Here is a 23,219-nt window from a genome sequence, read left to right as displayed (position 1 = left end):
GCCCGGAGAATGAGAGTCTGGAAATTGTCATGTCAGTTCTGCTCGATCTCACGCGGTATCCGGAACCAGGCGACATAGAGCGCCGGCAGGAACAGGAGCGTTAGTGCCGTGCCCACGACGATCCCGCCCATCATTGCATAGGCCATGGGTCCCCAGAATATCTCGTGCGAGATCGGGATCAGCGCCAGGGTCGCGGCTGCGGCCGTCAGCATGATTGGCCGCATTCGGTGTTCGGTCGCCTCCACCACCGCCTTCCAGGGCGACTTTCCCGCGGCTCGCAATTCCTCGATTTCCACGATCAGGATCACCGAGTTGCGAATGAGAATGCCGACGAGGGCGAGCACGCCCAGAAGGGCGACGAAGCCGAGCGGCGCATTGCTCATGAACAGCGCCGCGACGACACCAATCAGCGCCAAAGGGGCAACCGAGAAGACCAGGAAGAGCCTGTGGAAGCTCTGAAGCTGGATCATCAGCAGGGTCGCCATGATAAGGAGCATGGCCGGCGCCACCGTGGCGATCGGACCCTGCGACTTGGCGCTTTCTTCGACCGCGCCGCCGACTGCAACGGAATAGCCAACCGGCAGCGTCTTTTCGAATTCCGCAACCTTGTCGGCGAGCGCCTTCACGATGGTCGCCGGCTGCGTCGTATCGCTGATTCCGGCCTTGATCGTGATGGTCGGGACCCTGTCGCGTCGCCAGATCGTCGGCTGTTCGAGCTCGTAACGGAACGTTGCGACCGATGAGAGGGGAACCGACTGACCGCTGCTGCTCTGCAGTTGCAGGTCGAGCAGCGTGTCTATCGAGCCGCGCTCCTTTTCCGAGGCGCGACCGACGACATCGACCAGATAGATGTCGTCCCGGACCTGCGTTGCCGCATCACCTTGTACGACGGTGTTGAGCGCCATGGCGATGTCCTGAGACGAGACACCGAGCTGTCGCGCCTTGTCCTGCAGCACGTCGATCTTTACGACGCGCGCCGGTTCATTCCAGTTGAAGGCGAGATTCTTGAGCGAAGGATGGCTGCCGATGACAGACCCCAGCTTCTGTGCCAGGTCGCGCACCGTCTGGAGGTCGTCCCCGGACACGCGATACTGAATGGGCTTGCCGACCGGTGGTCCGATTTCCAGCAGCTTCACGTAAGCGTCAGTTCCGGGAAAAGTCTTCTGGAGGTAAGCTTCCGCTTCTTGCTTCAGCTTGTCGCGGGCGTCGAGCTCCTTGGCGACGATAACGGTCTGACCGAAGGAAACGTCTGCCGGCTGCACGTCGAAGGAAAGGATGAAGCGCGGCGCGCCCCTTCCGACATATGTCGACCAGTGATCGACCGCAGGGTTGCCGGCCAGCATCTCGCGCTCGAACTGAGCCATTTGACGGCTCGTTTCGGCAATCGAGCTGTTGTGCGGCAGGTTCCAGTCAACGATCAGTTCCGGCCGGTCAGAGCTTGGGAAGAACTGCTGTGGCACCAATGTCAGACCTGCGAGCGAACCTGCGAAGAGGAGAACGGTCGCGATGATCGTCATCCAGCGCCAGCGCAAGCAAAACTGCAGCACGCTCGAGAATGCCCTCGCGAACCGGCCCTTGTGTTCGGCATGCTTCTTCATGGTTTTCGGCAGCAAGGTAACGCCGATGAGAGGCGTGAACAGGACGGCAACGATCCAGGAGACGACGAGCGATACGGCGATGACGACGAAGAGGGTGAAGGTGAATTCCCCGGCGCTGCTCTTATTGAAGGCGACCGGTATGAAGCCCGCGACGGTCACAAGCGTCCCGGTCAGCATCGGAAAGGCCGTGGACGTGTAGACGTAGGTGGCGGCCTTCCTGAGACTGTCACCCATTTCCAGCCGTGCCACCATCATTTCGACTGCGATCATGGCGTCGTCGACGAGAAGACCGAGTGCGATAATGAGCGCACCGAGCGAGATTCGCTGCAGTGAAATGCCTGAATAGAGCATCACCATAAAGGTGATAGCGAGAACCAACGGGATCGCGATCGCCACGACCAAGCCTGCCCGGAACCCGAGGCTGATGAAACTGATCGCGAGCACGATGGCGACCGCCTCGAACAGGGCCTTCGTGAAGCCTCCCACGGCCTCGTGAACGACTTTCGGCTGGTCGGATACCTGTTCGACCGAGACCCCGACGGGGAGATTCTGAACGATCGCGGCCATCGTCTTTTCGAGCGATTCACCGAAGGCAAGCAGGTTGCCGCCCGTCTTCATGCCAATCGCAAGACCGATGGCCGGTTTTCCCTTGAAGCGGAAGAGCGACGTCGGCGGGTCGACATAGCCGCGGGTGATCGTGGCGACGTCCGTCAGCGGGAAGAACCGGTCGTTTACCCGGAGGTTGATCCCACGCAAGGTGTCTTCGGAGATGAAGCGTCCTCCGACCCGCAATGCGACGCGTTCCGGTCCTGTCTGAACGAAACCCGACTGGGTGACCGCGTTCTGCGCCTGCAGCGTGGAAATGATGTCGGCGCGGTTAAGGCCGAGGGCCGCGATCTTGCGGGTGGAGAATTCGAGATAGATGACCTCGTCTTGCGCGCCGACGATGTCGACCTTGCCGACGTCCGCAATCTTGAGGATCTGGGTGCGGGCGTCCTCGGCGAAGTCCCGCAACTCCCTGTGACTGAGCCCGTCGCTGGTCAATGCAAAGATATTGCCGTAGACATCGCCGAACTGGTCATCGAAGAACGGCCCGACCACGCCCTGGGGGAAGTCGTGCTTGATGTCGTCGATCAGGTTGCGCACCCGCGACCAGGTGGGCTTTACATCCTGCGCATTCGTCTCCGGCAACAGATCGACGAAGACGATCGTCTGGCCGGCGGTCGTGATACTGCGGGTGTGTTCGAGATTGTTGACTTCCTGGAGCTTCTTTTCGATGCGGTCGGTAACCTGCTGCGTCACTTCGTGGGCAGAGGCGCCAGGCCATTGTGCCTGGATCACCATCGTCTTGATTGTAAAGGATGGATCCTCTTCTCGGCCAAGGCTCAGATAGGCAAAAGCTCCCGCCACTGCGAAGATGATCATGAAATACCAGACGAGCGATCGGTGCTCGAGGGCCCAATCTGAAAGATTGAATTTGTTCACGGGCGATTATCCTGTTCAGTTCTCACACTCTGCCCCTCGGCAAGTTCGTTCACGCCGGCGACGACGACCTCTTCTCCGTCCTTGAGCCCGGAGAGGACCGCGACGGAACCGATGTCGGTGGAGGGGCTGTCGAGCCGCACACTTCTGAGCGAGACGGTGTGTGTCTCCGGGTCAATCACCCAGACACGGTCGGCGCCGTCCTTCTTGACGACGGCCGTTGCCGGTACGCCGATCGCCGCCCCTTGCCGGACGTCAGCTGGTGCCGCGGTCACTACCGATCCCAGCCGGAAGACCTCCGGCGCCTGATCGATGGCGATTTTCAGCCTATGAGTACGAGTACCGGCATCCGCCTGCGGGCCAATTTCGCGCAAGACGCCGGAGGTCCGCAGCGCGTCATCGAGTTGGAGGACAATGTCCGCTCGGTCCCCCAGACGCAGCGATTGTAGATACGTTTCGGGAACGTCGACGACTACGTCGCGCTGATTAAGACGCGCAAGCTTCAGGACAGGCTGACCGGCAGTTACCGTCTGTCCGACTTCGACCCAGGTCGCAGTCACAACACCATCGAACTCGGCCTTCAACACAGCATAGCCAAGCTGCTCGCGTACCTTCTCCAGGCTGGCATTTGCTTTGCCGACGCCGGCCCAGGCCGATTTCAGTGCCTGATCGGCAAGGTCCAGATCCGCGGTGCTCGCGGCGCTCGTCGAGGCAAGTCTCCGCTTGCGGTCCTGCGTCAACAAGGCGTTCTCGAACTGCGCTTCAGCGTTGCGCAGATCGGCCTCGGCGCTGCGGACCGCAAGCTCAAGAGCAAGCGGATCGATTTCAGCGACGACATCGCCGGCGCGTACGAGGTCGCCGACATTTACCTTGCGCGACACGACGCGTCCCAAGGTTCGGAATGCAAGACCGGTCTCAACCCTGGCCTGGACGATCCCGGGCAGGCGCACTAACTCCGCGTGTGCTGCGCTCGCCGCAACGGACTTCACCGGCCGCGGCCTCGTGATCTCACCTGCGCCGGCATCCTGATCACAGCCGGCAAGAATCGCGAGCGCTGCAAGGAGTGAAAACGAGACTTGGGGACGGTAAGCAACCATCTTACTTACCCTCCCAGGCCACGACTTGGCCTTGCTTGAGGAACTTTCCGCCCTCTGTGACGATCAGGTCTTGCGGAGCGATCCCGTCGGCCACGATCAGATCGCTTTGCCGGTACTTAGCGACTGCGATCTTTTGCAGCGAGACGGAGTTCTTCACGGGGTTGATGCGCCACACGGCGGGCGTGCCCATCGCGGAGGTGATCGCGCCGGCGGGCAGGACAATCCCCTTGCGTGACGGCGAACGGAATTCACCGACAAGCGGCGTGCCAAGCGGCCATTGCGCATCTTCCGGAAGCGCCACCTTGATATGGATCGTTCCGGTTCTCGTGTCGATGAAAGGAGCGATCTCCCTGACGGTCGCTTGAGTTTCGAGCGCGCGATCCCCGACCGGTGCGACACCGACCTGCGCGAGCGGCCGTCCTTCCAGAAAGAAAGCCTCGAACACGTCGAAAACGGCGTCGCGGGGGCCGTCATGGGCGAGAGTTAATGCAGGCTGCGCCGCGGAAACCACCTGGCCTACTTCGATCTCGCGCGCGGTGATGATCCCCCCCGAGCCGGCTTTCAGCTCGGTGTGCGACAATGCGTCCTCGGCCGTCGTCAGCGCCGCTTCAGCAGCGTCCAGTGAAGCTCGTGCCGTCCGCAGTTCCTTGTCAGCCTGATCGAAGGTCGCCTGAGCAATCGAGCGCGAGCGCAATAGCGCGTCATACCGTTCGAACGTAAGGGCCTTTTGCTTGACGATCGCCTGTGCCGACTCAAGCCCAGCGCGGGCGACCTCCACATCGGCCCGTTGTTCGGTGTCGTTGAGACGAGCGAGGACGTCGCCGGCACTCACATGCGATCCAACATCGACGAGACGCTCGATAACCCTGCCGCTGACGCGGAAGGACAGATCGGATTGGATCCGTGCCTTGACCTCGCCGGTGATCTCTGCGGCCGGTTGATACTCGGCCGCAGACGCGCGAACCGCCCGAACCTGCTGCGGTGGCGCGGCCACTTCGGCTTTGTCTTCGCAGGCGGCGAGATAGGCGCAGGCGAGACCAATTCCAATCAAACGAAAGGGCTGCATGTTTTTCTCCACAGCGGTTTGCAATCAAAAGAGTGATGCGCTAGTATCACTGACTAACGGGTTAGTCAATTATATTGGGTAAGTCGGGAATGGTCGGTTGCCGAAGGGCGAGCCGCCTATTCCCGGGCTAACCTGCTAGGACAGCTTGCAACCAGGCGATTCGAACAACCGGTCCAATCCAACAGGAAATGAAAACGCGATGACAAAGACCGAAAAGAAGACCTCGCGGGCGGAACAAAAAGCCAGGCGCCCTCAGGAGATCCTCGAGGCCGCGTTCGAGGAATTCACCGTCAAGGGATACGCGGCTACGCGGGTGGAAGACGTTGCAGCCCGCCTCGGGGTGACGAAGGGCACCGTCTATCTCTATTTCCCGACGAAGGACGTTCTCTTCGAGGAAATGTTCCGCCACATGTCGACGCCGTTCACGGATCTGCTGGCTTCTGTCGGCACGCTCGAAGGTTCGGCGGCGGACCAGCTACGGGCCCTCCTGCTCCTGGCATACGAAAAGATCGCCGACGATCGGAAAACAAGAGAACTCCTACGCTTGTCATTGTCCGAGGGGACGCGCTTCCCCGACATTGTGGACCGACACCATGACGAGTTCATCGCTCCGTTGCTTGCGGCCGTACGCACGCTCGTCGAGGAAGGCGTCGCATCGGGGGAATTCCTTGACGGGGCTGCGGCAAAGTTTCCCGACGTCGTCGCCAGTTCGATCCTTCACGTTGCCGTGTGGCGCCTGATGTTTGCGGATCGAAAGCCGATCGATGGGCCTGCCTTCATCGAGGCGCATTTCGACCTGGCCCTAAATGGACTGTTACCGCGTTCATAGCCCATTTGGTTCTTGCCGGTAGCCTCTAAAGGCGCATTGAAATCTCCGATACTTTCCAGTGTGAACTCGAACGCGGGGCGGTTCGTCCCCGCTGCCGTATGTTCAGGGGATGGAGAGACTCCGAATAAACTGCTCGCCTCCGAGCACGATGAAAGACACGACGGCCATCATAAGACCCCGCCGGAAGCGCACCTGTTTGATGATCCTGACGCGAGATGTTTTGAGTAACTCGGCGCCGAGCACCGAAGTCCAGTCGGACTTCAGTGCCTCTCGGACGAAGTCTTTGAGATCGGCAAATGTGTCGGGCTCGACATAGTAGACGCGCTGGTCGGAAGCACTGGACGTTTTCCCGAGCAGGTCCTTTTCTGCGCGGGTTCGGCTCGGATAGAGCACTTGCCCGAACTGCAGGATTGGCAGAATGACAACACCCCAGACCACGGCGAAGAACAGCGGGCCAAGCGGTGCACGCGTCGGCAGAAGATCGCCGAAATGCAGCACGAGATTGAGCGCCAGGATGTAGCCGGCGCCAACGATCTGCGCCTTAGTGTCATAGGATCGCGCCGTCACTTGCGTTTCCTGCAATGCGGCAAGCAGCATCCTGTCGACATAATCGCGCTTGTTCTCACTCGGCGCGGCATGCATCGGGGCATCCGATCGAAGAAAGTGGTAAAGGAGAGGTGTTGGTATCTCCAGCACGGCTGTTCCCCCTCAGCGCAAGAGTGCGAGAGCAGGCGCACCGAGCGGACCCGAATTTGCCGCTCCTGTCTCCCAGAAGGAGTTCTCGGCGACATAGAAGGTCGGCAGGAAGACCAGTGTCAGGATGGTCGCGACTGCGACGCCGATGCTTTCGCAAGTGCGAGAGAGACAAAGGCTGGCAACACAGACACAAAGAAACTGACCGGACGACGGGCGCATGAAAGCCTCCGCTCGAAAAGTTCGAGGTTTTAAGGGTTTGACGATGAGAGGGCCTACGCCTGACCGAACTTGACCGTCGAATTGACTATTACGTCAATTCGACATTAACGTCAATATGAGAATTGCGCTTTTGTACGATACGGAGCTCTCTCCTCGCCTAGCCAAGCGCCGGGAATACGGGTTCTTCGATGATGATACGTCGTGCGCACTGGGTTTGCCGGCAGCTTTACGACGGCTGCGGCCGCACGATCGCACAGAACAAGTCGGTGCTGCCCCTCCCTTAGTGGGGTCATCGCATCGGGGTGATAACTGGACATTCTGGTCAATATGACCTATTTGCATGAAAAGTTTTCAGGTTGTCTGTACCGTGGCCAAAATCGATCCGATCCGACGCGCCGAAATCGGGCGTGAAAAGCGCGCGAGAACTCGAGCGCAGCTTGTTGCTGCCGCCAATTCGCTGTTTGCTAGGCAGGCGGTGGAATCTGTCACGGTGGATGACTTGGTCAAAGAAGCCGGCGTTGCCAAGGGAACCTTCTACGTTCATTTCGACAGCCTGGAGGCAGTGACCGCAGCGGTCGCGGAGGAACTGGTGCAGTCCTTCGACGAACTGCTGCAGCCGGGTCGGGGGTCCCTCACGGACCCTGCTCTAAAGATTGCCTTCGGGTGTTACTCATTCATCGACAACGCTCTCAAAGACCCTCTATGGGCCAGCGTTGTCGCCAGACTGGCGGCGGCAGCTCCGAAGGGTGGCGAGATAGCCCGCCGCCGCCTCTTCGAAGACCTGCAGCAGTTCTCAAAGGCATTGCCGGACGACGGAGTGTCTGCAGAGCTGAAACTGGAGATTGTCGTCGGAATCATGCTCCAGATCTTGCGCGCGATCGGCGAAGGAAGGCTGTCCTCGATCGACCGTGACGCTGCCATCAGCGCGATTCTGCGCGCGATCGGCCTCAATGCTCAGGAGGCCAAGTCTGTCCTTGTGCGCTTACCAGCCACTCCCATGCAGGACGCGCCCGCGCGAAGCGCGACGCACTAAACGCATACGGGTGCGAACCAAAAGTCGCGTTTTCGGAGTGTTTTGAGAGGGCAGATTCACTAGGTGGTTGGCATGGGATATGCTTATCATGCCGACACGGAACTTCGCCAGAACCGCTCAAGGACTCGGGCTCTTGGGTCGGGCGCTCCCGATGGCCCGAAGTGCCGCCTCCAGAGCCTGGCTGGACAATTCGGGTGGGGCGACGCGCTCGATAGTGCCACGGGTCACCTGCAGCCAAATTCCAACGATAATGTCCGCAGCCAGTTGCGGGTCCTGCACTGTCACACGCCCTTGCGCAATCGCCTCAGCAATCTCGTCTTTGAGACTGTCGCGAATACTGCGGCCGAACTCGCTCCGGGTTTGCGAGGTCTGAACTACCAACCGCGCCCAGCCAGGGTCTGAAATCGCTTTTTCCAGGGATTGTGTGAAGGCGAAGGACAGGCGCGCGATAGGGTCTCTCATCTCGGTCCGGGCGGGCGCCAGCACGTCGTCGAAACTCCGGCCGAGTTGTACACTTACCGCAGAAACCAACTCCTCAATGTTCTGGAAGTGATAATAAAAGGTGCCCTTTGCGAGGCCTGCTGCTTCTGCAACAGCGTCCACCGTGAGGGTTTTGGCGGGCTCTTCCGCGAGCAACATCGTCCCCGCTTCGACGATTTGCGCGTGCGTCCTCGCCCGCCGTTCGCGCCCGATCTTCGCCCGGCGCTCCAAATTTATCTTTGCCATTCGTCAACCTGCTCCGCGCTCGTTATGATCATATAGTCATTTTGACTATTGTGCTCAATTAAACTTGATCTTGACTCGCTCACCCACGGCGAAGCGGCCACCACCCAATCGAGGGATGCCAGCAGGCCAAGGCGTTCTGAAAGGGGGAACCGCGAAAATCGCTGCGGCGGATGCTGCGGATCACCGACGATATCGCAACTGAAATCTTCGGTATCATCAACACTCTCGCTGTTTGAGGCGATCAAAAGCCGGCGCGAGCCCACTTCAAACTGTCAAGAACCAGCGAATTTTCATATTGACTATATAGTCGAAATGACTTTTAAGTTCCTTTATGTTGATCGAGACTTCCCTCTCGCTCATTTTCATTCCTGCAAATTCCATGCGTGAGGTTCATCGATGCCATCCCTTCTGCATCTCGATTCCAGTATTCTCGGCGCAAACTCCGTCAGCCGAGCGCTTTCGGCGGCTGTGGTCGCACGCCTCAAGAATCTCAATCCTGGCGTAGACATGGTCTATCGCGACCTTGCAGCTCAGCCCATCCCGCACCTCTCGGGCAACTACGTAGCCGTGGTCAGGGGAGGCTTGGAAGCCAGCCACGATGCCGCGCTTCGGGCCGACCTTGAGTTTGGCGAAGCTGTTCTGGAAGAGTTTCTAGCAGCCGACACGGTCGTTCTCGGCGTAGCCCAGTATAATCTCAGCGTGCCCAGCCAACTGAAGGCGTGGATTGATCGCATCGCGGTCCCGGGCAAGACGTTCCGGTACACCGAAAAGGGACCCGAAGGCTTGGTGAGCAACAAGCGCGTCATCATAGCGTTGGCGCGGGGCGGCTTCTACGGACCGGGTTCACCAGCCGAGAACTTCGAGCACACGCTGAGTTATCTGAAGAGCGTGCTGGCTTTCATCGGTATAGCCAATCCTGAGGTCATCGCTGCCGACGGGGTCAACGTAAGTTCCGAGCAGCGCAAGTCGTCGCTGAAGGAGGCAGAGGCACAGGTTGCCGCCCTAAAGGTGGCATAAGTCCTGCCGTCGGGGTAGCGAACATAAGCGGACAATTCACGCCGTAAGGCCCGTGAAGGCGGCGACTGCGCCTCTATGCTTGCCGTTGCAAGGAAAGGCCAATCTCGGCTTGGTCTTCAGAGAAAACGGCAACACCGCCGTCGTCGGCGAAACGGTTTCAACCGTTCGCCGACGACAGCTTTAACGTGGGATCTGTCGATGCCTCTTCAGCCGAACTTCACCAGATTGAGAGCCGGCAAAGGACCGCCCGGAAACTGGACGAGGGTTCCGCCGATCGAGATCGGTCCGAGGTCGATGCCGAAGAAGCCGAGCCGGTCGATCAGCGCGCCGACCTGCGCCTTGGACTGGGCGTTGTCGCCGGAATAGAACAGGACGCGCCGGCCGCCCTCGGCTCGGGGATCGCCGGAAAGCAGGTGCGGCTGCAGGTGATTGAAGGCTTTCACCACGCGGGCACCCGACACCATGCCGGCGAAGACCTCGCTGGACAGCCGGCCGTTCAATTCGGCAGGTTTGAACAGCGGTGCTTCGATGGGGTTGTTGGCGTCGACAACGACGCGGCCGCCGAGATCCGGCAGGCCGGCAAGCGCCGCCGGCAGCTTCGACCAGTTGACCGCGACGAGGACGATGTCCTTCGACGCTGCGTCCTCGCGTGTGCCGGCCTCGATGGTCGGGCCAATCGCCGCGACAACGTCCTTCAGGCTTTCCGGGCCCCGGCTGTTGGCAAGCGTGGCGCGGATGTTGTTTTTGGCAAGGGCCGTCGCGAAGGCGCGACCGATATTGCCTGCGCCGATGATGCCGATGCTGTTCATGGCGATTGTCCTTTCTGGGGTCGAGTGTCGCGGCATCAGGCGGTCAAGCCGCCATCAGCGACGATGTCCGCGCCGGTGACGAAGGCCGCTTCGGGGCTTGCGAGGAAGGCGACGACGCTGGCGATCTCCGTGGGCTGGCCATAGCGGCCGATCGCCATGCCGGAACCGACGATCTTGGCGACCGGGCCGTCCGCCGGATTCATGTCCGTATCGGTCGGACCCGGGTGAACCGTGTTGACGGTGATGCCCTTCGGGCCGAGATCGCGTACGAGGCTGCGGTTGAAGCCGGTGATCGCGCCCTTGGTCAGCGTATAGAGCGAGGCCGTCGGGAACGCAGCATAACGTGTCATCGACGAGCCGATATGGATGATCCGCCCGCCGGGCTTCATGCGGCGCACCGCCTCCTGCGTCGCGACGAAGACGCCGGTGACGTTGACCGCGATCATCCGCTCATAGGTTTCGAAGGCTATATCCTCGATCGGCCCGCCGAGGCCGAGCCCCGCATTGTTGACGAGAATGTCGATCCCGCCGAACGTCTCCACGGCCTTCGCCACGGCAGCGCGAACGGCGTCCGGGTTGCCGGCGTCGGCCTCGATGGCAAGGGCCCTGCCGCCCGCGGCCTCGATGTCGACCACGACCTGGGCCGCCTTGTCGGGCGATGCGCTGTAAGTGACCGCGACCGCCGCGCCGTCGGCGGCAAGCTTCTTCGCAATCGCTGCGCCGATCGAGCGCGAACCGCCGGTGACGAGAGCAACCTTGCCAGCAACGGGATGGGTGTTCTGATTCATTGTCTTCACTCCGTGGGGTTTCGATGGAGTGAAGATGTCCTGTTTATTTCCTCCGGATTAGTCGGTAATGCTTTGATCTGACTTCAAGTGATAGTTGAAGGTGATATGGAAACGCTGGCCAACCTCGAAAGCTTCGTCAAAAGCGCCGAGACCTCCAGTTTCTCGGAGGCCGCGCGGCGCATGGCCCTGACACCGGCCGCCGTCAGCCGCAACGTGGCGATGCTGGAGCGGAACCTGGGTGTGCGGCTATTCCAGCGCTCCACCCGCAAGCTCGTGCTGACAGAAGCGGGCGAACGGTTCCTCCAGTTGATCGGCGGCAATCTTGAAGCCCTGCAAGCGGCGATCACCGACGTTTCATCTGGCGCTCCCGAGCCGATGGGCGTGCTGAAGGTCAGCTTGAGCCCCACCTTCGGCGTCACCCACATCCTGCCGCTGCTACCGGAACTGCTGCGCAGATACCCGCTCATCCGGCCGGAATGGCATTTTGAGAACCGCTCGGTCGATCTGGCCGCCGAAGGTTATGACGCGGCCATCGGCGGGGGCTTCGATCTGGCTCCGGGTATTGTCGCCCGGACATTGGCACCTGCCCACATCATCGCCGTCGCTTCGCCTGGCTATATGGCGAAACGCACGCCGCCAACCGATCCCACCGGGCTTTCGCAATTCGATGGCATCGTGATGCGGTCGCTCAGAACCGGCCGCATCCGTCATTGGGCGATGCGCAACGCGGCGGGAACCGAGATGACGGCGCTTTTGCCAGAAACCATTGTCGTCAGTGACCCGGCGGCGATGCGGGAGGCCGCACGGCTCGGTCTCGGCGTGGCCATGCTCGCTGTGCCCGATCTCCTGCCAGAGCTCGAGAACGGCATCCTCGTTCGCCTTCTCCCGCAATGGTACGCTGACGCGGGCGCCATTTCACTCTATTACGCCTCACGGACCCTGTTGCCGGCCAAAACGCGCGCTTTCGTCGATCTGGTGGCAGAGGCCTTCAAAAGGGAACGCCTCGCCGAGCGTTTTGCAGGGAGCCTAGGGGAGCATCGGAATGTTCGAACGTAGCAGCTGCTACCCCAACTTCCCGGCTGTCATCTCCAAGATCCGGCACTTCGAAGATAAGGATTCTCGCGCACGACATAGAACGCTCGCAGTGCTTGCGTTCCGGCGTTCAAGCTATAATTCCTCTGGAACCGAGCTGATGTTGTTGGTTCGTGATGTCGAATGACATATCCTGGAGCGATGACATTCCTGGATTGGCTCGGGTTGCGATGCGTCAAAAGTCACCGACGACAAAATCTCCGCGAGATAACTCCAGCCCGGTTCTGGCACGTGAACGAGAGGTCGCCAAAATCGAGGCCATCAACGCTCTTCTCACTCGGCCGATCGCAGTTCTTCCAGCCTAGATTGGCGACCCGATCCGACCCTTTGCACTCGGGCTCTGGAATGAAATCCGCCCTCTCCTGAAACCGGAATTCAGCGTCACGGCTCTGCGCAAGGCGATGGCAACTTATGTGCATTCGCGGAGCTATCAGATTGCGGTCGCGCGACCCGGATCCGTCCGCCACGACATCAATGGTACACCGGTCGGTCCTGTATCGGACGGCGACAGGTCGGATGCAAACCAGAAGTACGAGGGTTTCAAGGCGCGCGATGGATCACACAATCCAAAGTCGGCACCTCCCCTCCCCACCCCGGCGTCAAAGTCGGACGTGATCCGCGCTGGCCTCCTCAAGCTGAAGGACACCTCGCGCTAGACAAGTAGCAGCCTCCCTGGGCGCCCGAACAGCAGCTGCAGGGGGATTGCCAGGGCCTTCATTGAGACGGCGCCCACCACGAAAATAAATCGATGCTCTTGAACGGAATCGAACCGCCCACCACGCCCCAGCCGAGGGCAGACAAGACTCTTATTGAGACTAAATTCTCATGTTAGCCGGTTCGAACGAGGGCCTGGAGCTGACATTTGGTCTTGCTGTCTAGCAACCCCAAGCAACCATTTGTGAAACTTCTGTCCAAACGGCTTTTCGAGGGCGGCCCGATCCCAGGCGAGATAATAGCTTTCGGGTAGTTTCATACGAATGTCGAAGGGCACAACCAGAGATCCAGAGGCGATCTCATCCTTGATCATGGAGACTTGCGCAAGAACGAACCCCCTGCCGTTCACGGCCGCGTCGATCGCACTGCTCGACAAGGTGAAGGAGAGGCCGGAGAACTTCTTAGCCCCATCGGCGTGCACCAGGGTTGCCCAGTCGTTCCATTGCGGAGAAGCCTTGTAGTCCGCCTCCCATTCCACATGGAGGAGCGGAAACGTCAGGATATCGCGCGGCGTTTCAAGGCTGCGTCCGGCGAGCAGCATCGGCGAGCAGGCAGGGACCATCCAGTCCGTGAACAACGTGGCCACGTGCTCATGCACATAGGAGCGCCGGCCGTAGGTAATACGGAAATCCACTTGATCGGCACCGATGCGCGGCTCCTGTTCCTGCCCGAGAATGCGGACGCTCGATTCCGGACAGAGCGTTTGCCAGTCGAAGATCTTGCGATTGACCCACTTGTTGGCGACCGACGTCAGCGCGCTCAGAACGATCCCGGTCTCGTTGCGCGCGCGGGTGAGAACATTGGCAGCATGGGAGAGCTGCTGGAAGCCTTTGGCGACTTCCCGATAGTACAACCGGCCCCAGGAAGAAAGCTCAACGCGGCGTCCACGCCTTTCCAATAGCGTCAGGCCAAGACAGTGCTCCAGGTTTCGCACCAACTGGCTCACGGCGCCCGGCGAGACGCCGAGGTCCTCCGCCGCAGCTGTGACAGTGCCACATCGTCCGATCGCCTCAAAGGCCTGCAAGCCGCGCAAGGACGGGTTCGGCATCGTAAAGCACTCCTTCAGCCATTCGCTCCAATTTAGAAAATCTAAAAAAGAACGCAGGCGCTGGCAACTTGTTGGCACATAAAAAACGTCGAACATTCGCTTAACAAAACGCAAGGAGAGCGAAATGTTTCTCAAGAACGCCTGGTATGTCGCAGCCTGGGATCACGAGGTCGACCGAGAGTTGAAGCCCGTCACGATGCTCGGCGAAAACATCGTCCTCTACCGAAAGCAGGACGGTAAGGCCGCCGCGCTCGAGGATGCCTGTCCCCATCGCAAGCTGCCGCTCTCCATGGGGCGCATCAAGGGCGACGACGTCGAATGCGGCTACCATGGCCTCACCTTCGACTGTTCAGGCATCTGCACACGCGTGCCGGGGGCCGAGCGGATCCCGCATGTCGCCAAGGTGCGTTCCTACCCGATCCATGAGCGATACGGCCTGCTTTGGGTCTGGATGGGAGATGCCGACAAGGCGGATCCGAAGGATATCTTTGAGGTCGAGCATTTCGGCGACCCCGCCTGGGGCATCAATCGCGGCGAGTCGATGACGCTGAACTGCAATTATCTCTACATGACGGACAACCTGCTCGATCCGTCCCATGTCGCCTGGGTCCACCAGTCGTCCTTCGCCAGCTCCGCCTGCGAGGAAACGCCGCTTGAGACGACCGTGAAAGATGACGGCGTCACCGTCTGGCGCTGGATGATCGATTCCGAACCGGCCCCGTTCTATGCGCCCTTCCTGCAGTTCAAGGGCAACACCGACCGCAAGCAGCACTATGAGGTGCGCTATCCGAGCAACGCGATCATCAAGGCGATCTTCGCGCCCGCCCATACCGGCGGCGAAGGCCGCGCGCTGCCGGAAAATACATTCCTGATGGACAGCTACAACTTCATGACTCCGGTCGATCAAAACCGGACCAAGTACTACTGGTTCCAGATGCGCAACTTTGCGCCTGATGACGTCAAGGTTTCCGAGAGTTTTGCTAAGTCCGTGCGCGGCGCTTTCGAAGAGGACCGCGTCGTTCTGGAAGCGGTTCATTACGGAATGGCGAACCAGCAGACGCCGAATCTCGACCTAAAAATCGACGTCGGCCCGATGCGCTTCCGGCGCAAGCTGGCTCAGTTGATCGCCGCCGAGACGAAAACCGATCCCTCCAGCGTCGCAGCCGAGTAGGGAGCGGTCCGGATGCTCGATGCGGCCGCCTCGCGCTTCCGTTCCTTCGAAGTCATCTCGAAGGTACGCGAAAGCGCCACCATCACCTCTTTCCGCCTTGCCCCACTCGAACGCCACCACTGGCGGTCGTTCGAGGCGGGACAGTTCCTGACGATGCGTGTTCCCGATCGCAAGGGCGGGCATGTCCTGCGCAACTACACGGTCTCCTCCTCCCCGCGGGAAGAAGGTACCTACCGGATCACCGTGAAACGCGAGGCCGCACCCGCGCAGGACCTGCCTGATGGTCTGAGTTCCTGCTGGCTGCACGACGAGATCGAGCCGGGTGCGGTCGTCGAGATCGATCTGCCGCGCGGCGCCTTCAAGCTCGACAGCGCGAGTGCCCGGCCCGTCGTCCTTCTTTCCGGTGGCGTCGGGCTGACGCCGACAGTTTCGATGCTCGATGTGCTGGCGAGGGACACCAACCGCCCGGTCTGGTTCATCCATGCCTGCGACAGTGCAGCCGTCCACGCACTGCGGGACGAGGTCGAACATCTCGTCGCTCTCAGGCCCGGTATCACCGTGCACTACTGCTACCGTTTCGCCGAAGGCGCCGATCTCAAGGTTGCCCGGTGCCATTCAACGGGCTTCCTGACGCGCGCCACGCTTCAGAGCCTTCTGCCGCTCGACGACTACGACATCTACATGTGCGGGCCGCCACCTTTCATGCAGGCGCTCTACGGCATTCTGACCGGCCTCGGGGTGCGCAAGGAGCGCATCGCCTACGAGTTCTTCGGGCCGGCGAGCCTGTTGACGGAGACCGCTCAGACCGCGCCGCGATCGAAAATGGCTTTCACCCCCAAGCCAGTGATCGACGGCGAAGCCCCCTGCGTCGTACTGCAGAAATTGGGCCTCAGCCTTGCCTGGGACAGCGCAAGCGACTCCATCCTCGCGTTCCTGGAAGCGCAGGGGATTGAGCCCGAATTCTCCTGCCGGGCGGGCGTCTGCGGCACCTGCGAGCAGGGCCTCGTCTCAGGTGAAGTCGACTACTTCGAGGAGCCTCTCGATCAGGTGCCGGACGGCCGGGTGCTGCTCTGCTGCACCAGGCCAAAGTCCTCGATCGTGCTCGATCTCTGACTGCACTGTCCGAATGGCCGTGGCGCCATCCAGATGTCCAAGCTTTGAAGGAAGATCCGTGACGAAACCGCTTCATACCGAGCTCCCGCTCAATCCGCATGTGGCCGGCCTTCCGCCCTACAACGCGGGCATGAACATCGCTGCGGCGCGGCGGCAGAGCGGTCGGCAAGACATCGCAGCACTTGCCAGCAACGAGAACCCAGACGGCTGTTCACCGCGTGTCACAGCCGCGCTCGCAAACCTTGAGCCCTCGCGCTACTCCGACCCCGCCTGTACGGCGCTGCGGGCGGTGCTCAGCCAAAAGCTCGGCGTTTCCCCCGACCGGATCGTCGCCGGGAACGGCTCGGAGGAGATGATCGCCGCAATCTGTCGCGCCGTGCTGCGTCCCGGTGCCTTCGTGGCAACGGTCTGTCCCGGCTTTGGGCTGCACGAGATCGAGGCGCTTGCCAATGGCGCAAGCGTCGAGAAGGTCGGTATGCGGCCGGATCTCGATTTCGACATACCGGCGATCATCGCCATGCTCGAGCGCGCGCCGGCGATTTTCTTCCTCTCCTCGCCGTCCAATCCGGTCGGTCCGGCGCTCGATCACGAGGGGCTGACGCGCATTCTCGCGGCAGTCAGGCATGAAACGCTTCTCGTGCTCGACGAGGCGTATTTCGAGTTCACGGACGAAGACACGCCCGACGGCCTTGCCGCGCTCTCGGCGACGAACCTCTCCTGGGTGGTGCTCAGGACTTTTTCCAAGGCGTATGGGCTTGCAGGCCTGCGGGTCGGTTATGCCGTGACATCCGATGTCCGGCTCGCCCGGGCGGTGAGCGCCGCCAAGACGCCGTTCAACGTCAATGCCGCCGCGCAGGTCGCAGCCGTCGTAGCGCTTGCGGATGAAGCCTGGATGCGGTCTTCGGTCGCGAGGTTGAAACACGAGAGGGCGCGCGTCGCCGACGCTGTGGCCGCCATGAGGCTTTCAACGGCCAGGTCGCAGACGAACTTCCTGTTCATCGACGTCGGGCGGGAAAGCCGGATCGCGTTCGATCACTTCCTGTCAAAGGGGATCATCGTCAAGCCATGGAAGGAGGAAGGTTACAACACCTTCATCCGTGTGACGATCGGCACTCCCTTGGAAAACGACCGCTTTCTGGATGCGCTTCGCAGCCTCGCCAGGCCGTGACGGCTGCCGCGCGCGCTTCAAGCCAAAACACAAAAAAGGGGGTCGTGGCACGGCCTCAAGGGAACGAACAAATGAGCGGAAACGCAAGCCTGTCCAGAGCAAACCGGGAGCCCCATCGCATGTCCCCTTCAGCGCCATCCGGCCTTTTCACCGGTGACTTTTCCGCCTTGCGCGCTCGATTTCTCGCCGCCGCGCGCACCGCTGGCGCTAGCCTCGTCGAATATTTACACCCGTTGCACGGTCCGAAGGGAGAGCGCCTAGCGACTGACGTTGCCTATCTCGGGCGCAATGATGCTGAAAAGCTGATGGTACTGATCTCCGGGACGCATGGCGTCGAAGGTCCCTTCGGCTCGGCCTGCCAGACCGCGTGGCTTTCGCAAAATTCCCCTTGGAAACTTCCTGATGATACCGCCGTTCTGGCGATCCACCTCATCAACCCGTGGGGCACGGCTTGGACGCGGCGTGTCAACGAAGACAATGTCGATCTCAATCGCAACTTCATCGACTGGCGAAACGCGCCGCCGAAGAACGAACGCTACGCCGCATTGCACGGGGCCCTCGTCTGTCGCGCCTGGGACGGCCCGGAGCGTGACGCAGCAATCGAGGCATACGAAGACGCCAAGCGGAGGCTCGGTGGCTACGCAGGCATCGCTCCGATTGTGGAAGCGGGACAATACGACTTTCCGGACGGCCTGTTCTATGGCGGCGACGGTCCGGTCTGGTCCAACCGAACCCTGATCGAGATCCTGTCGACATTCGCACAGAAGGCGGCCGAGGTTGTCATCTTCGACCTGCACACAGGTGCAGGGCCTTACGGCTACCCCGCCCTCCTCTCGGTCGCCGAGAGCGAGCACGCCGGTCTGGAATGGGGCCGGCGCATCTTCGGCCCCGCGCTCTCGGTCGTCGTGACCGGCGAGAATGCAACGACGGATACCGGCATCGCGGCGACAGCCACAGGCTACGTCTCGGCCGCCGTGCGCGGCGCGCTACCGAAGGCGCGCGTCCTGCCGCTTGTCGTTGAATGCGGTACCCTCGACGGCGCCGCGGTCTCGGATGCGGTCCAGGCGGACAATTGGCTTCACCTGTTCGGCAAGATCGATACGCCACTCGGCGACCGAATCAAGAAGGACCTGTTCGCCGCCTTCATTCCCGAAGACGCCGACTGGCAGCGCGCCTGTCTTGAGACATCCTTGCGCCACTTCGACCGCGCCTTCGCCGATCTCAAGGCATTAGGCGGCGCGCGACCCGAAAAAACCGTCCCCGCCGCAGCCGCTGTCATCGTCGTCACCCATCCGGAGGCTGGCGGCCCAAGGCTTGACGAGAGACCGGCGATCGAGGTGCACGATATCCACAAGCGCTTCGGTCCCCTCTCCGTGCTCAACGGCGTCAGTGTCTCTGCACAGCCAGGCGAGGTCGTGTCGATGATCGGCTCTTCCGGCTCGGGGAAAAGCACCTTCCTGCGCTGCATCAATCTGCTCGAGCAACCGAACGACGGGCGCATCGTCATTGACGGCGAAGAAATCCGCATGAAGAAGACGCCGGACGGCGGTGCTGCACCTGCCGACATCCGCCAGGTCGAGCGTATCCGCTCGCGCGTCGGCATGGTGTTCCAGAACTTCAATCTCTGGCCACACATGACGGTCCTCGAAAACATCGTCGAGGCGCCGATGCACGTCCTGAAAGAGGAGCGACGGGCGGCTGTCGATCACGCCCACGCGCTTTTGAAGAAGGTCGGCCTTTCCGACAAACATTCGCAATATCCCGGGCAGCTATCCGGTGGCCAGCAACAGCGCGCCGCCATCGCCCGCACGCTCGCCATGCGCCCGAAGCTCATCCTCCTGGACGAGCCGACCTCCGCGCTTGATCCCGAGCTGGTCGGCGAGGTCCTGCGCGTCATCCGGCAGCTGGCCGAAGAAGGAAATACGATGATCCTCGTGACGCACGAAATGCAGTTCGCGCGCGAGGTCTCGCACAAGATCCTCTTCCTCCACCAGGGAAAGGTGGAGGAAGAGGGTGCCCCGGCGGATGTCTTCACCAACCCGCGCTCCGAACGCATGCGCCAGTTCCTGGCCCGTACGTTCTGACAGCCCGCCGTCATCACCTGTCCGGGGCCCTTCCCGGAACGGGAGCCAACAAGAACGCTCAGCAAGGGGAACCAAAACATGATGCTCAAAAGTCTATTGCTCGCCACGATCTTCGCCACCGGCCTCACCGCGGCCCACGCCGCCGAGGGAGAATTGTCGATCGGCACGGAGGGCGAATATCCGCCGTGGAGCATGGCTGACGCCGCCGGCAACGTCACCGGTTTCGACGCGGATGTCGGAAACCTGCTCTGCGCCAAACTGGAAGTGAAGTGTCACTTTGTCGTGCAGGCCTTCGACGGTCTCATTCCGGCGCTGAAGGCCAAACGTTTCGACATCATCATTTCCGGCATGTCGATTACCGCCGAGCGCAAGAAGCAGATCAACTTCTCGGTCGGCTATGCGGAACTCGCCAACATGTTCGTGGTCAAAAAGGATTCCGATCTTGCTGGCGTCAAGGACATCGAGACGCTGCTGACAGCGCTCGACGGCCGTACGGTCGGTGTCCAGGCCGGCACGACCCATGCGCACTTCATGGAAAAGCGGGCTTCCTCCGCCGTCCTGAAGACCTATGACACTCTCGACCAGATGCAGATTGACCTCGCCAGCGGACGCGTCGAGGCCGCATTCGCCGATTCATCCGCGCTCCAGGACTTCCTGGGACGCCCCGACGGCAAGGATTTCCAGTTCGTCGACGTCAAGGTGCTGAGCACCTTCGACCCCACACTCGGCGAGGGCATCGGCGTCGGCATCGCGCAGGAGAACACCGAACTGAAGGCCCGTATCGACAAGGCGCTCTGCGAATTGGTCGCCGACGGCTCGATCGGCAAGGCAAGCCAGACCTGGTTCAAGACGGACATCTCCCGTCCCTGCCACTAAGGGCAACTGCACCCTCCCGGGAGAATGAAAGGCCGGCAGGTCGATCCTTTCTCGGGAGGCTTCATCCGACAGGACAATGCATAGGTTGGGCGGGCTCGATGGAACTTGGACTTTGGCAGGTATGGGACAGCGGCTGGATATCGGCAATCCTGCGCGGAGCGGCAATCACCATCGCCCTTGGCATGGCGAGCATGGCATTTGGCGCTGTCATCGGCGTTGGCTGTGGCCTGATTAAGTGGGCCCGGATTTTCCCGCTGACACTGGCAGTGGACTTCTACACGTCGGTCGTGCGCGGCGTGCCGGAACTTCTGATCATCTATCTCCTCTTTTTTTCCTCCGTCGAGTTCGTGGCCCGAGTGGCTGCGGCGTTCGGCTACGAGGGACTGGCCGGCAACGGTTACGCCTTCACCATCGCGGTCGTCGCAATCGCCGCCATATCGGGGGCCTATTCGACAGAAGTCGTGCGAGGTGCGCTGGCAGCCATTCCGAGCGGGCATATCGAGGCGGCGCGCGCACTCGGGATTCCCGGCAGGCGGATCTTTCGCCGCATTATCGCGCCGCAGATGCTGCGGATCGCCGTTCCCGGCATGAACAATGTCTGGCAGACCACGATCAAGGACACCGCGCTCGTCTCCGTGGTCGGCCTGCAGGAATTGATGAGAGCCGCGTTTGTCGGCGCGGGCTCCACCCGCCATCCCTTCATCTTCTATTTCATCGCCGCTCTCGTCTACCTCGCGATCACGTTGGTCAGCCAGGGTGGTTTCGACTGGATCGAACGCCTTCTGCGCCCCCGTACGAGGAAATAGGTCATGGATTTCGAACTCGTTTTCCTCGCAGTTCCGACCCTCGCCAAGGGACTATGGCTCACCGCGATCCTGACGATCACCTCGGTCGCCATTGGCTTTAACCTCGGCCTGGCGCTTGCGGTCATGCGCCTATCGAAAAACAGGGCCATGAGCAGTTTTGCCAAAGGCTACAGCACCGTTTTTCGCGGCACGCCCCTGCTGGTACAGCTCTTCCTCTTCTACTACGGCCTCGGCCAGCTTTCCTTCGTTCGGGACAATCCTGTGCTCTGGTGGGTGGTCGGTGATGGCGCCCATTGCGCGGTCATGGCACTCGCGCTCAACACCGCTGCCTATACATCGGAGATCTTGCGGGGCGGCCTCATGTCCATTCCGGCAGGGCTCGTCGAAGCTGCGCAGGCCTGCGGCATGTCGCAACTCCTGCGCTTTCGCCGGATCACGTTTCCCCTCGCCATCCGGCAAGCCTTGCCAGCCTATGGCAACGAGCTTGTCCTCGTCGTCAAGGGAACGAGCCTCGCCTCCACCATTACCGTTCTGGAGATCACCGGCCATGCAAAGCGGTTGATGAGCCAGACCTATGCAATCCTCGAAATATTCGCCATCGCCGGCCTGCTCTACCTGCTGATCAACCTGGTGCTGATCACCCTCATCCGGCTCCTCGAAGCCCGTCTCACACGCTACTTGCCCCGATAGGCCTCACCGCAAGACAGGCTGAAAACCTCAAGAGAAAGAGAAATATAATGGATGTACGCGCCGCCGTTGCCGTTCAGGCAGGCAAGCCGCTCGAGGTCATGACGGTTCAGCTCGAAGGCCCAAAGGCCGGCGAAGTGCTGATCGAGGTCAAGGCCACCGGCATCTGCCACACGGACGACTTCACGCTTTCTGGTGCCGATCCGGAAGGCCTGTTCCCGGCCATCCTCGGTCATGAAGGCGCCGGCATCGTCGTCGACGTCGGCCCGGGCGTTACCTCGGTGAAGAAGGGCGATCACGTCATTCCGCTTTATACGCCCGAGTGCCGCTCCTGCCCGTCGTGCCTGTCGCGCAAGACCAATCTGTGCACCGCGATCCGCTCGACCCAGGGCCAGGGCCTGATGCCGGACGGCACCTCGCGCTTCTCGATCGGCAAGGACAACATCCACCACTATATGGGCTGCTCGACGTTTGCCAACTACACGGTGCTGCCCGAGATCGCCGTTGCCAAGGTCAACCCCGACGCACCCTTCGACAAGATCTGCTACATCGGCTGTGGCGTCACCACCGGCATCGGTGCGGTCATCAACACGGCGAAGGTCGAGATGGGCGCGACCGCGATCGTCTTCGGTCTCGGCGGCATCGGCCTCAACGTCATCCAGGGCCTGCGTCTTGCCGGCGCCGACATGATCATCGGCGTCGACCTCAACAACGACAAGAAGGCCTGGGGGACACGCTTCGGCATGACCCACTTCGTCAACCCGAAGGAGGTCGGCGACGACATCGTGCCCTACCTCGTCAACATGACGAAACGTGGGGCCGACCAGATCGGCGGCGCCGACTACACCTTCGACTGCACCGGCAACACCAAGGTGATGCGCCAGGCGCTCGAGGCCTCGCATCGCGGCTGGGGCAAGTCGGTCGTCATCGGCGTTGCTGGCGCCGGCCAGGAGATCTCCACCCGGCCGTTCCAGCTCGTCACCGGCCGCAGCTGGATGGGTACCGCCTTCGGCGGCGCGCGCGGCCGCACCGACGTGCCGAAGATTGTCGACTGGTACATGGAGGGCAAGATCGAGATCGATCCGATGATCACCCACACC

General features: G+C 61.2%; 22 protein-coding genes. 13 read left to right on the top strand and 9 right to left on the bottom strand.

Annotation, left to right across the window (positions count from 1 at the left end; genetic code table 11):
• Positions 1-32 precede the first annotated feature (32 nt).
• Genes BLU35_RS26100 through BLU35_RS26090 form a run of 3 tightly spaced genes read right to left on the bottom strand, consistent with a single transcriptional unit; the run spans position 33 to position 5,243 of the window.
• Positions 33-3,083 (bottom strand): efflux RND transporter permease subunit, encoded by a 3,051-nt coding sequence (locus BLU35_RS26100; RefSeq protein WP_093235101.1) that lies wholly within the window; start codon positions 3,081-3,083, stop codon positions 33-35.
• Entirely contained in the window at positions 3,080-4,177 is a 1,098-nt protein-coding gene (locus BLU35_RS26095) for an efflux RND transporter periplasmic adaptor subunit (protein ID WP_093235100.1), read from the bottom strand. Before BLU35_RS26095 ends, BLU35_RS26100 begins: the two co-directional genes overlap by 4 nt.
• A gap of 1 nt (position 4,178) precedes the next feature.
• Positions 4,179-5,243: an efflux RND transporter periplasmic adaptor subunit gene (locus BLU35_RS26090; protein ID WP_093235099.1), complete on the bottom strand. Its 1,065-nt coding sequence runs from the start codon at positions 5,241-5,243 to the stop codon at positions 4,179-4,181.
• Positions 5,244-5,442: 199 nt separating this feature from the next.
• Here BLU35_RS26090 and BLU35_RS26085 point away from each other — a divergent pair, with 199 nt between their 5' ends.
• The gene (locus BLU35_RS26085) at positions 5,443-6,072 is read left to right on the top strand and encodes a TetR/AcrR family transcriptional regulator (RefSeq protein ID WP_093235098.1); all 630 of its coding nucleotides are present in this window, start codon (positions 5,443-5,445) and stop codon (positions 6,070-6,072) included.
• Positions 6,073-6,174: 102 nt separating this feature from the next.
• Here BLU35_RS26085 and BLU35_RS26080 read toward each other — a convergent pair whose 3' ends face one another.
• Both BLU35_RS26080 and BLU35_RS26075 read right to left on the bottom strand, forming a co-directional pair.
• Positions 6,175-6,714, bottom strand: coding sequence for a Pycsar system effector family protein (locus tag BLU35_RS26080; protein ID WP_176907444.1), 540 nt, complete (start codon positions 6,712-6,714; stop codon positions 6,175-6,177).
• A 66-nt stretch (positions 6,715-6,780) separates the two neighbouring features.
• The gene (locus BLU35_RS26075; RefSeq protein ID WP_093235096.1) at positions 6,781-6,987 is read right to left on the bottom strand and encodes a hypothetical protein; all 207 of its coding nucleotides are present in this window, start codon (positions 6,985-6,987) and stop codon (positions 6,781-6,783) included.
• Between the two features lie 340 nt (positions 6,988-7,327).
• Here BLU35_RS26075 and BLU35_RS26070 point away from each other — a divergent pair, with 340 nt between their 5' ends.
• Positions 7,328-8,020 (top strand): TetR/AcrR family transcriptional regulator, encoded by a 693-nt coding sequence (locus BLU35_RS26070; RefSeq protein ID WP_286161633.1) that lies wholly within the window; start codon positions 7,328-7,330, stop codon positions 8,018-8,020.
• A gap of 117 nt (positions 8,021-8,137) precedes the next feature.
• Here BLU35_RS26070 and BLU35_RS26065 read toward each other — a convergent pair whose 3' ends face one another.
• Positions 8,138-8,746: a TetR/AcrR family transcriptional regulator gene (locus tag BLU35_RS26065; protein ID WP_093235095.1), complete on the bottom strand. Its 609-nt coding sequence runs from the start codon at positions 8,744-8,746 to the stop codon at positions 8,138-8,140.
• Positions 8,747-9,142: 396 nt separating this feature from the next.
• Between BLU35_RS26065 and BLU35_RS26060 the strand changes: the two genes are divergently transcribed.
• A complete protein-coding gene (locus BLU35_RS26060) occupies positions 9,143-9,763 on the top strand; it encodes an FMN-dependent NADH-azoreductase (protein WP_093235094.1) in 621 nt (206 codons plus the stop codon).
• A 206-nt stretch (positions 9,764-9,969) separates the two neighbouring features.
• On the opposite strand, the gene BLU35_RS26055 is transcribed toward BLU35_RS26060, so the two are convergent.
• Together BLU35_RS26055 and BLU35_RS26050 are read right to left on the bottom strand one after the other, a co-directional pair.
• Positions 9,970-10,572 carry an NADPH-dependent F420 reductase gene (locus tag BLU35_RS26055; protein ID WP_093235093.1) on the bottom strand — a complete coding sequence of 201 codons (603 nt, stop codon included), beginning with the start codon at positions 10,570-10,572 and terminating at the stop codon, positions 9,970-9,972.
• A gap of 35 nt (positions 10,573-10,607) precedes the next feature.
• A complete protein-coding gene (locus tag BLU35_RS26050) occupies positions 10,608-11,360 on the bottom strand; it encodes an SDR family oxidoreductase (protein WP_093235092.1) in 753 nt (250 codons plus the stop codon).
• Between the two features lie 105 nt (positions 11,361-11,465).
• Between BLU35_RS26050 and BLU35_RS26045 the strand changes: the two genes are divergently transcribed.
• Together BLU35_RS26045 and BLU35_RS26040 are read left to right on the top strand one after the other, a co-directional pair.
• Positions 11,466-12,416 carry a LysR family transcriptional regulator gene (locus BLU35_RS26045; RefSeq protein ID WP_093235091.1) on the top strand — a complete coding sequence of 317 codons (951 nt, stop codon included), beginning with the start codon at positions 11,466-11,468 and terminating at the stop codon, positions 12,414-12,416.
• A gap of 341 nt (positions 12,417-12,757) precedes the next feature.
• Entirely contained in the window at positions 12,758-13,108 is a 351-nt protein-coding gene (locus tag BLU35_RS26040; RefSeq protein ID WP_353615048.1) for a ProQ/FINO family protein, read from the top strand.
• 167 nt (positions 13,109-13,275) lie between these two features.
• Here BLU35_RS26040 and BLU35_RS26035 read toward each other — a convergent pair whose 3' ends face one another.
• A complete protein-coding gene (locus BLU35_RS26035) occupies positions 13,276-14,214 on the bottom strand; it encodes a LysR family transcriptional regulator (protein ID WP_093235153.1) in 939 nt (312 codons plus the stop codon).
• Positions 14,215-14,338: 124 nt separating this feature from the next.
• Between BLU35_RS26035 and BLU35_RS26030 the strand changes: the two genes are divergently transcribed.
• The 8 genes from BLU35_RS26030 to BLU35_RS25995 all read left to right on the top strand — a co-directional run.
• Positions 14,339-15,385, top strand: coding sequence for an aromatic ring-hydroxylating dioxygenase subunit alpha (locus tag BLU35_RS26030; RefSeq protein WP_093235090.1), 1,047 nt, complete (start codon positions 14,339-14,341; stop codon positions 15,383-15,385).
• Between the two features lie 12 nt (positions 15,386-15,397).
• Positions 15,398-16,498, top strand: a complete 1,101-nt coding sequence (locus tag BLU35_RS26025) for a 2Fe-2S iron-sulfur cluster-binding protein (protein ID WP_093235089.1) — start codon at positions 15,398-15,400, stop codon at positions 16,496-16,498.
• Positions 16,499-16,556: 58 nt separating this feature from the next.
• A complete protein-coding gene (gene hisC, locus BLU35_RS26020; protein ID WP_286161632.1) occupies positions 16,557-17,666 on the top strand; it encodes a histidinol-phosphate transaminase in 1,110 nt (369 codons plus the stop codon).
• 119 nt (positions 17,667-17,785) lie between these two features.
• The gene (locus BLU35_RS26015; RefSeq protein ID WP_093235087.1) at positions 17,786-19,750 is read left to right on the top strand and encodes a DUF2817 domain-containing protein; all 1,965 of its coding nucleotides are present in this window, start codon (positions 17,786-17,788) and stop codon (positions 19,748-19,750) included.
• A 78-nt stretch (positions 19,751-19,828) separates the two neighbouring features.
• The gene (locus BLU35_RS26010; RefSeq protein ID WP_093235086.1) at positions 19,829-20,626 is read left to right on the top strand and encodes a transporter substrate-binding domain-containing protein; all 798 of its coding nucleotides are present in this window, start codon (positions 19,829-19,831) and stop codon (positions 20,624-20,626) included.
• Positions 20,627-20,724: 98 nt separating this feature from the next.
• Positions 20,725-21,432 (top strand): ABC transporter permease, encoded by a 708-nt coding sequence (locus tag BLU35_RS26005; RefSeq protein WP_093235085.1) that lies wholly within the window; start codon positions 20,725-20,727, stop codon positions 21,430-21,432.
• 3 nt (positions 21,433-21,435) lie between these two features.
• Positions 21,436-22,122 carry an ABC transporter permease gene (locus BLU35_RS26000; RefSeq protein ID WP_093235084.1) on the top strand — a complete coding sequence of 229 codons (687 nt, stop codon included), beginning with the start codon at positions 21,436-21,438 and terminating at the stop codon, positions 22,120-22,122.
• 47 nt (positions 22,123-22,169) lie between these two features.
• The coding region (locus BLU35_RS25995; protein WP_093235083.1) for an S-(hydroxymethyl)glutathione dehydrogenase/class III alcohol dehydrogenase at positions 22,170-23,219 on the top strand (1,050 nt) is incomplete at its 3' end.

Source organism: Sinorhizobium sp. NFACC03 (assembly GCF_900103435.1).
In the GTDB taxonomy this organism is placed as follows: Bacteria; Pseudomonadota; Alphaproteobacteria; order Rhizobiales; family Rhizobiaceae; genus Ensifer.
Note: the sequence above shows the minus strand (reverse complement) of the source record. Positions and strands in the feature narration are given on the sequence as shown.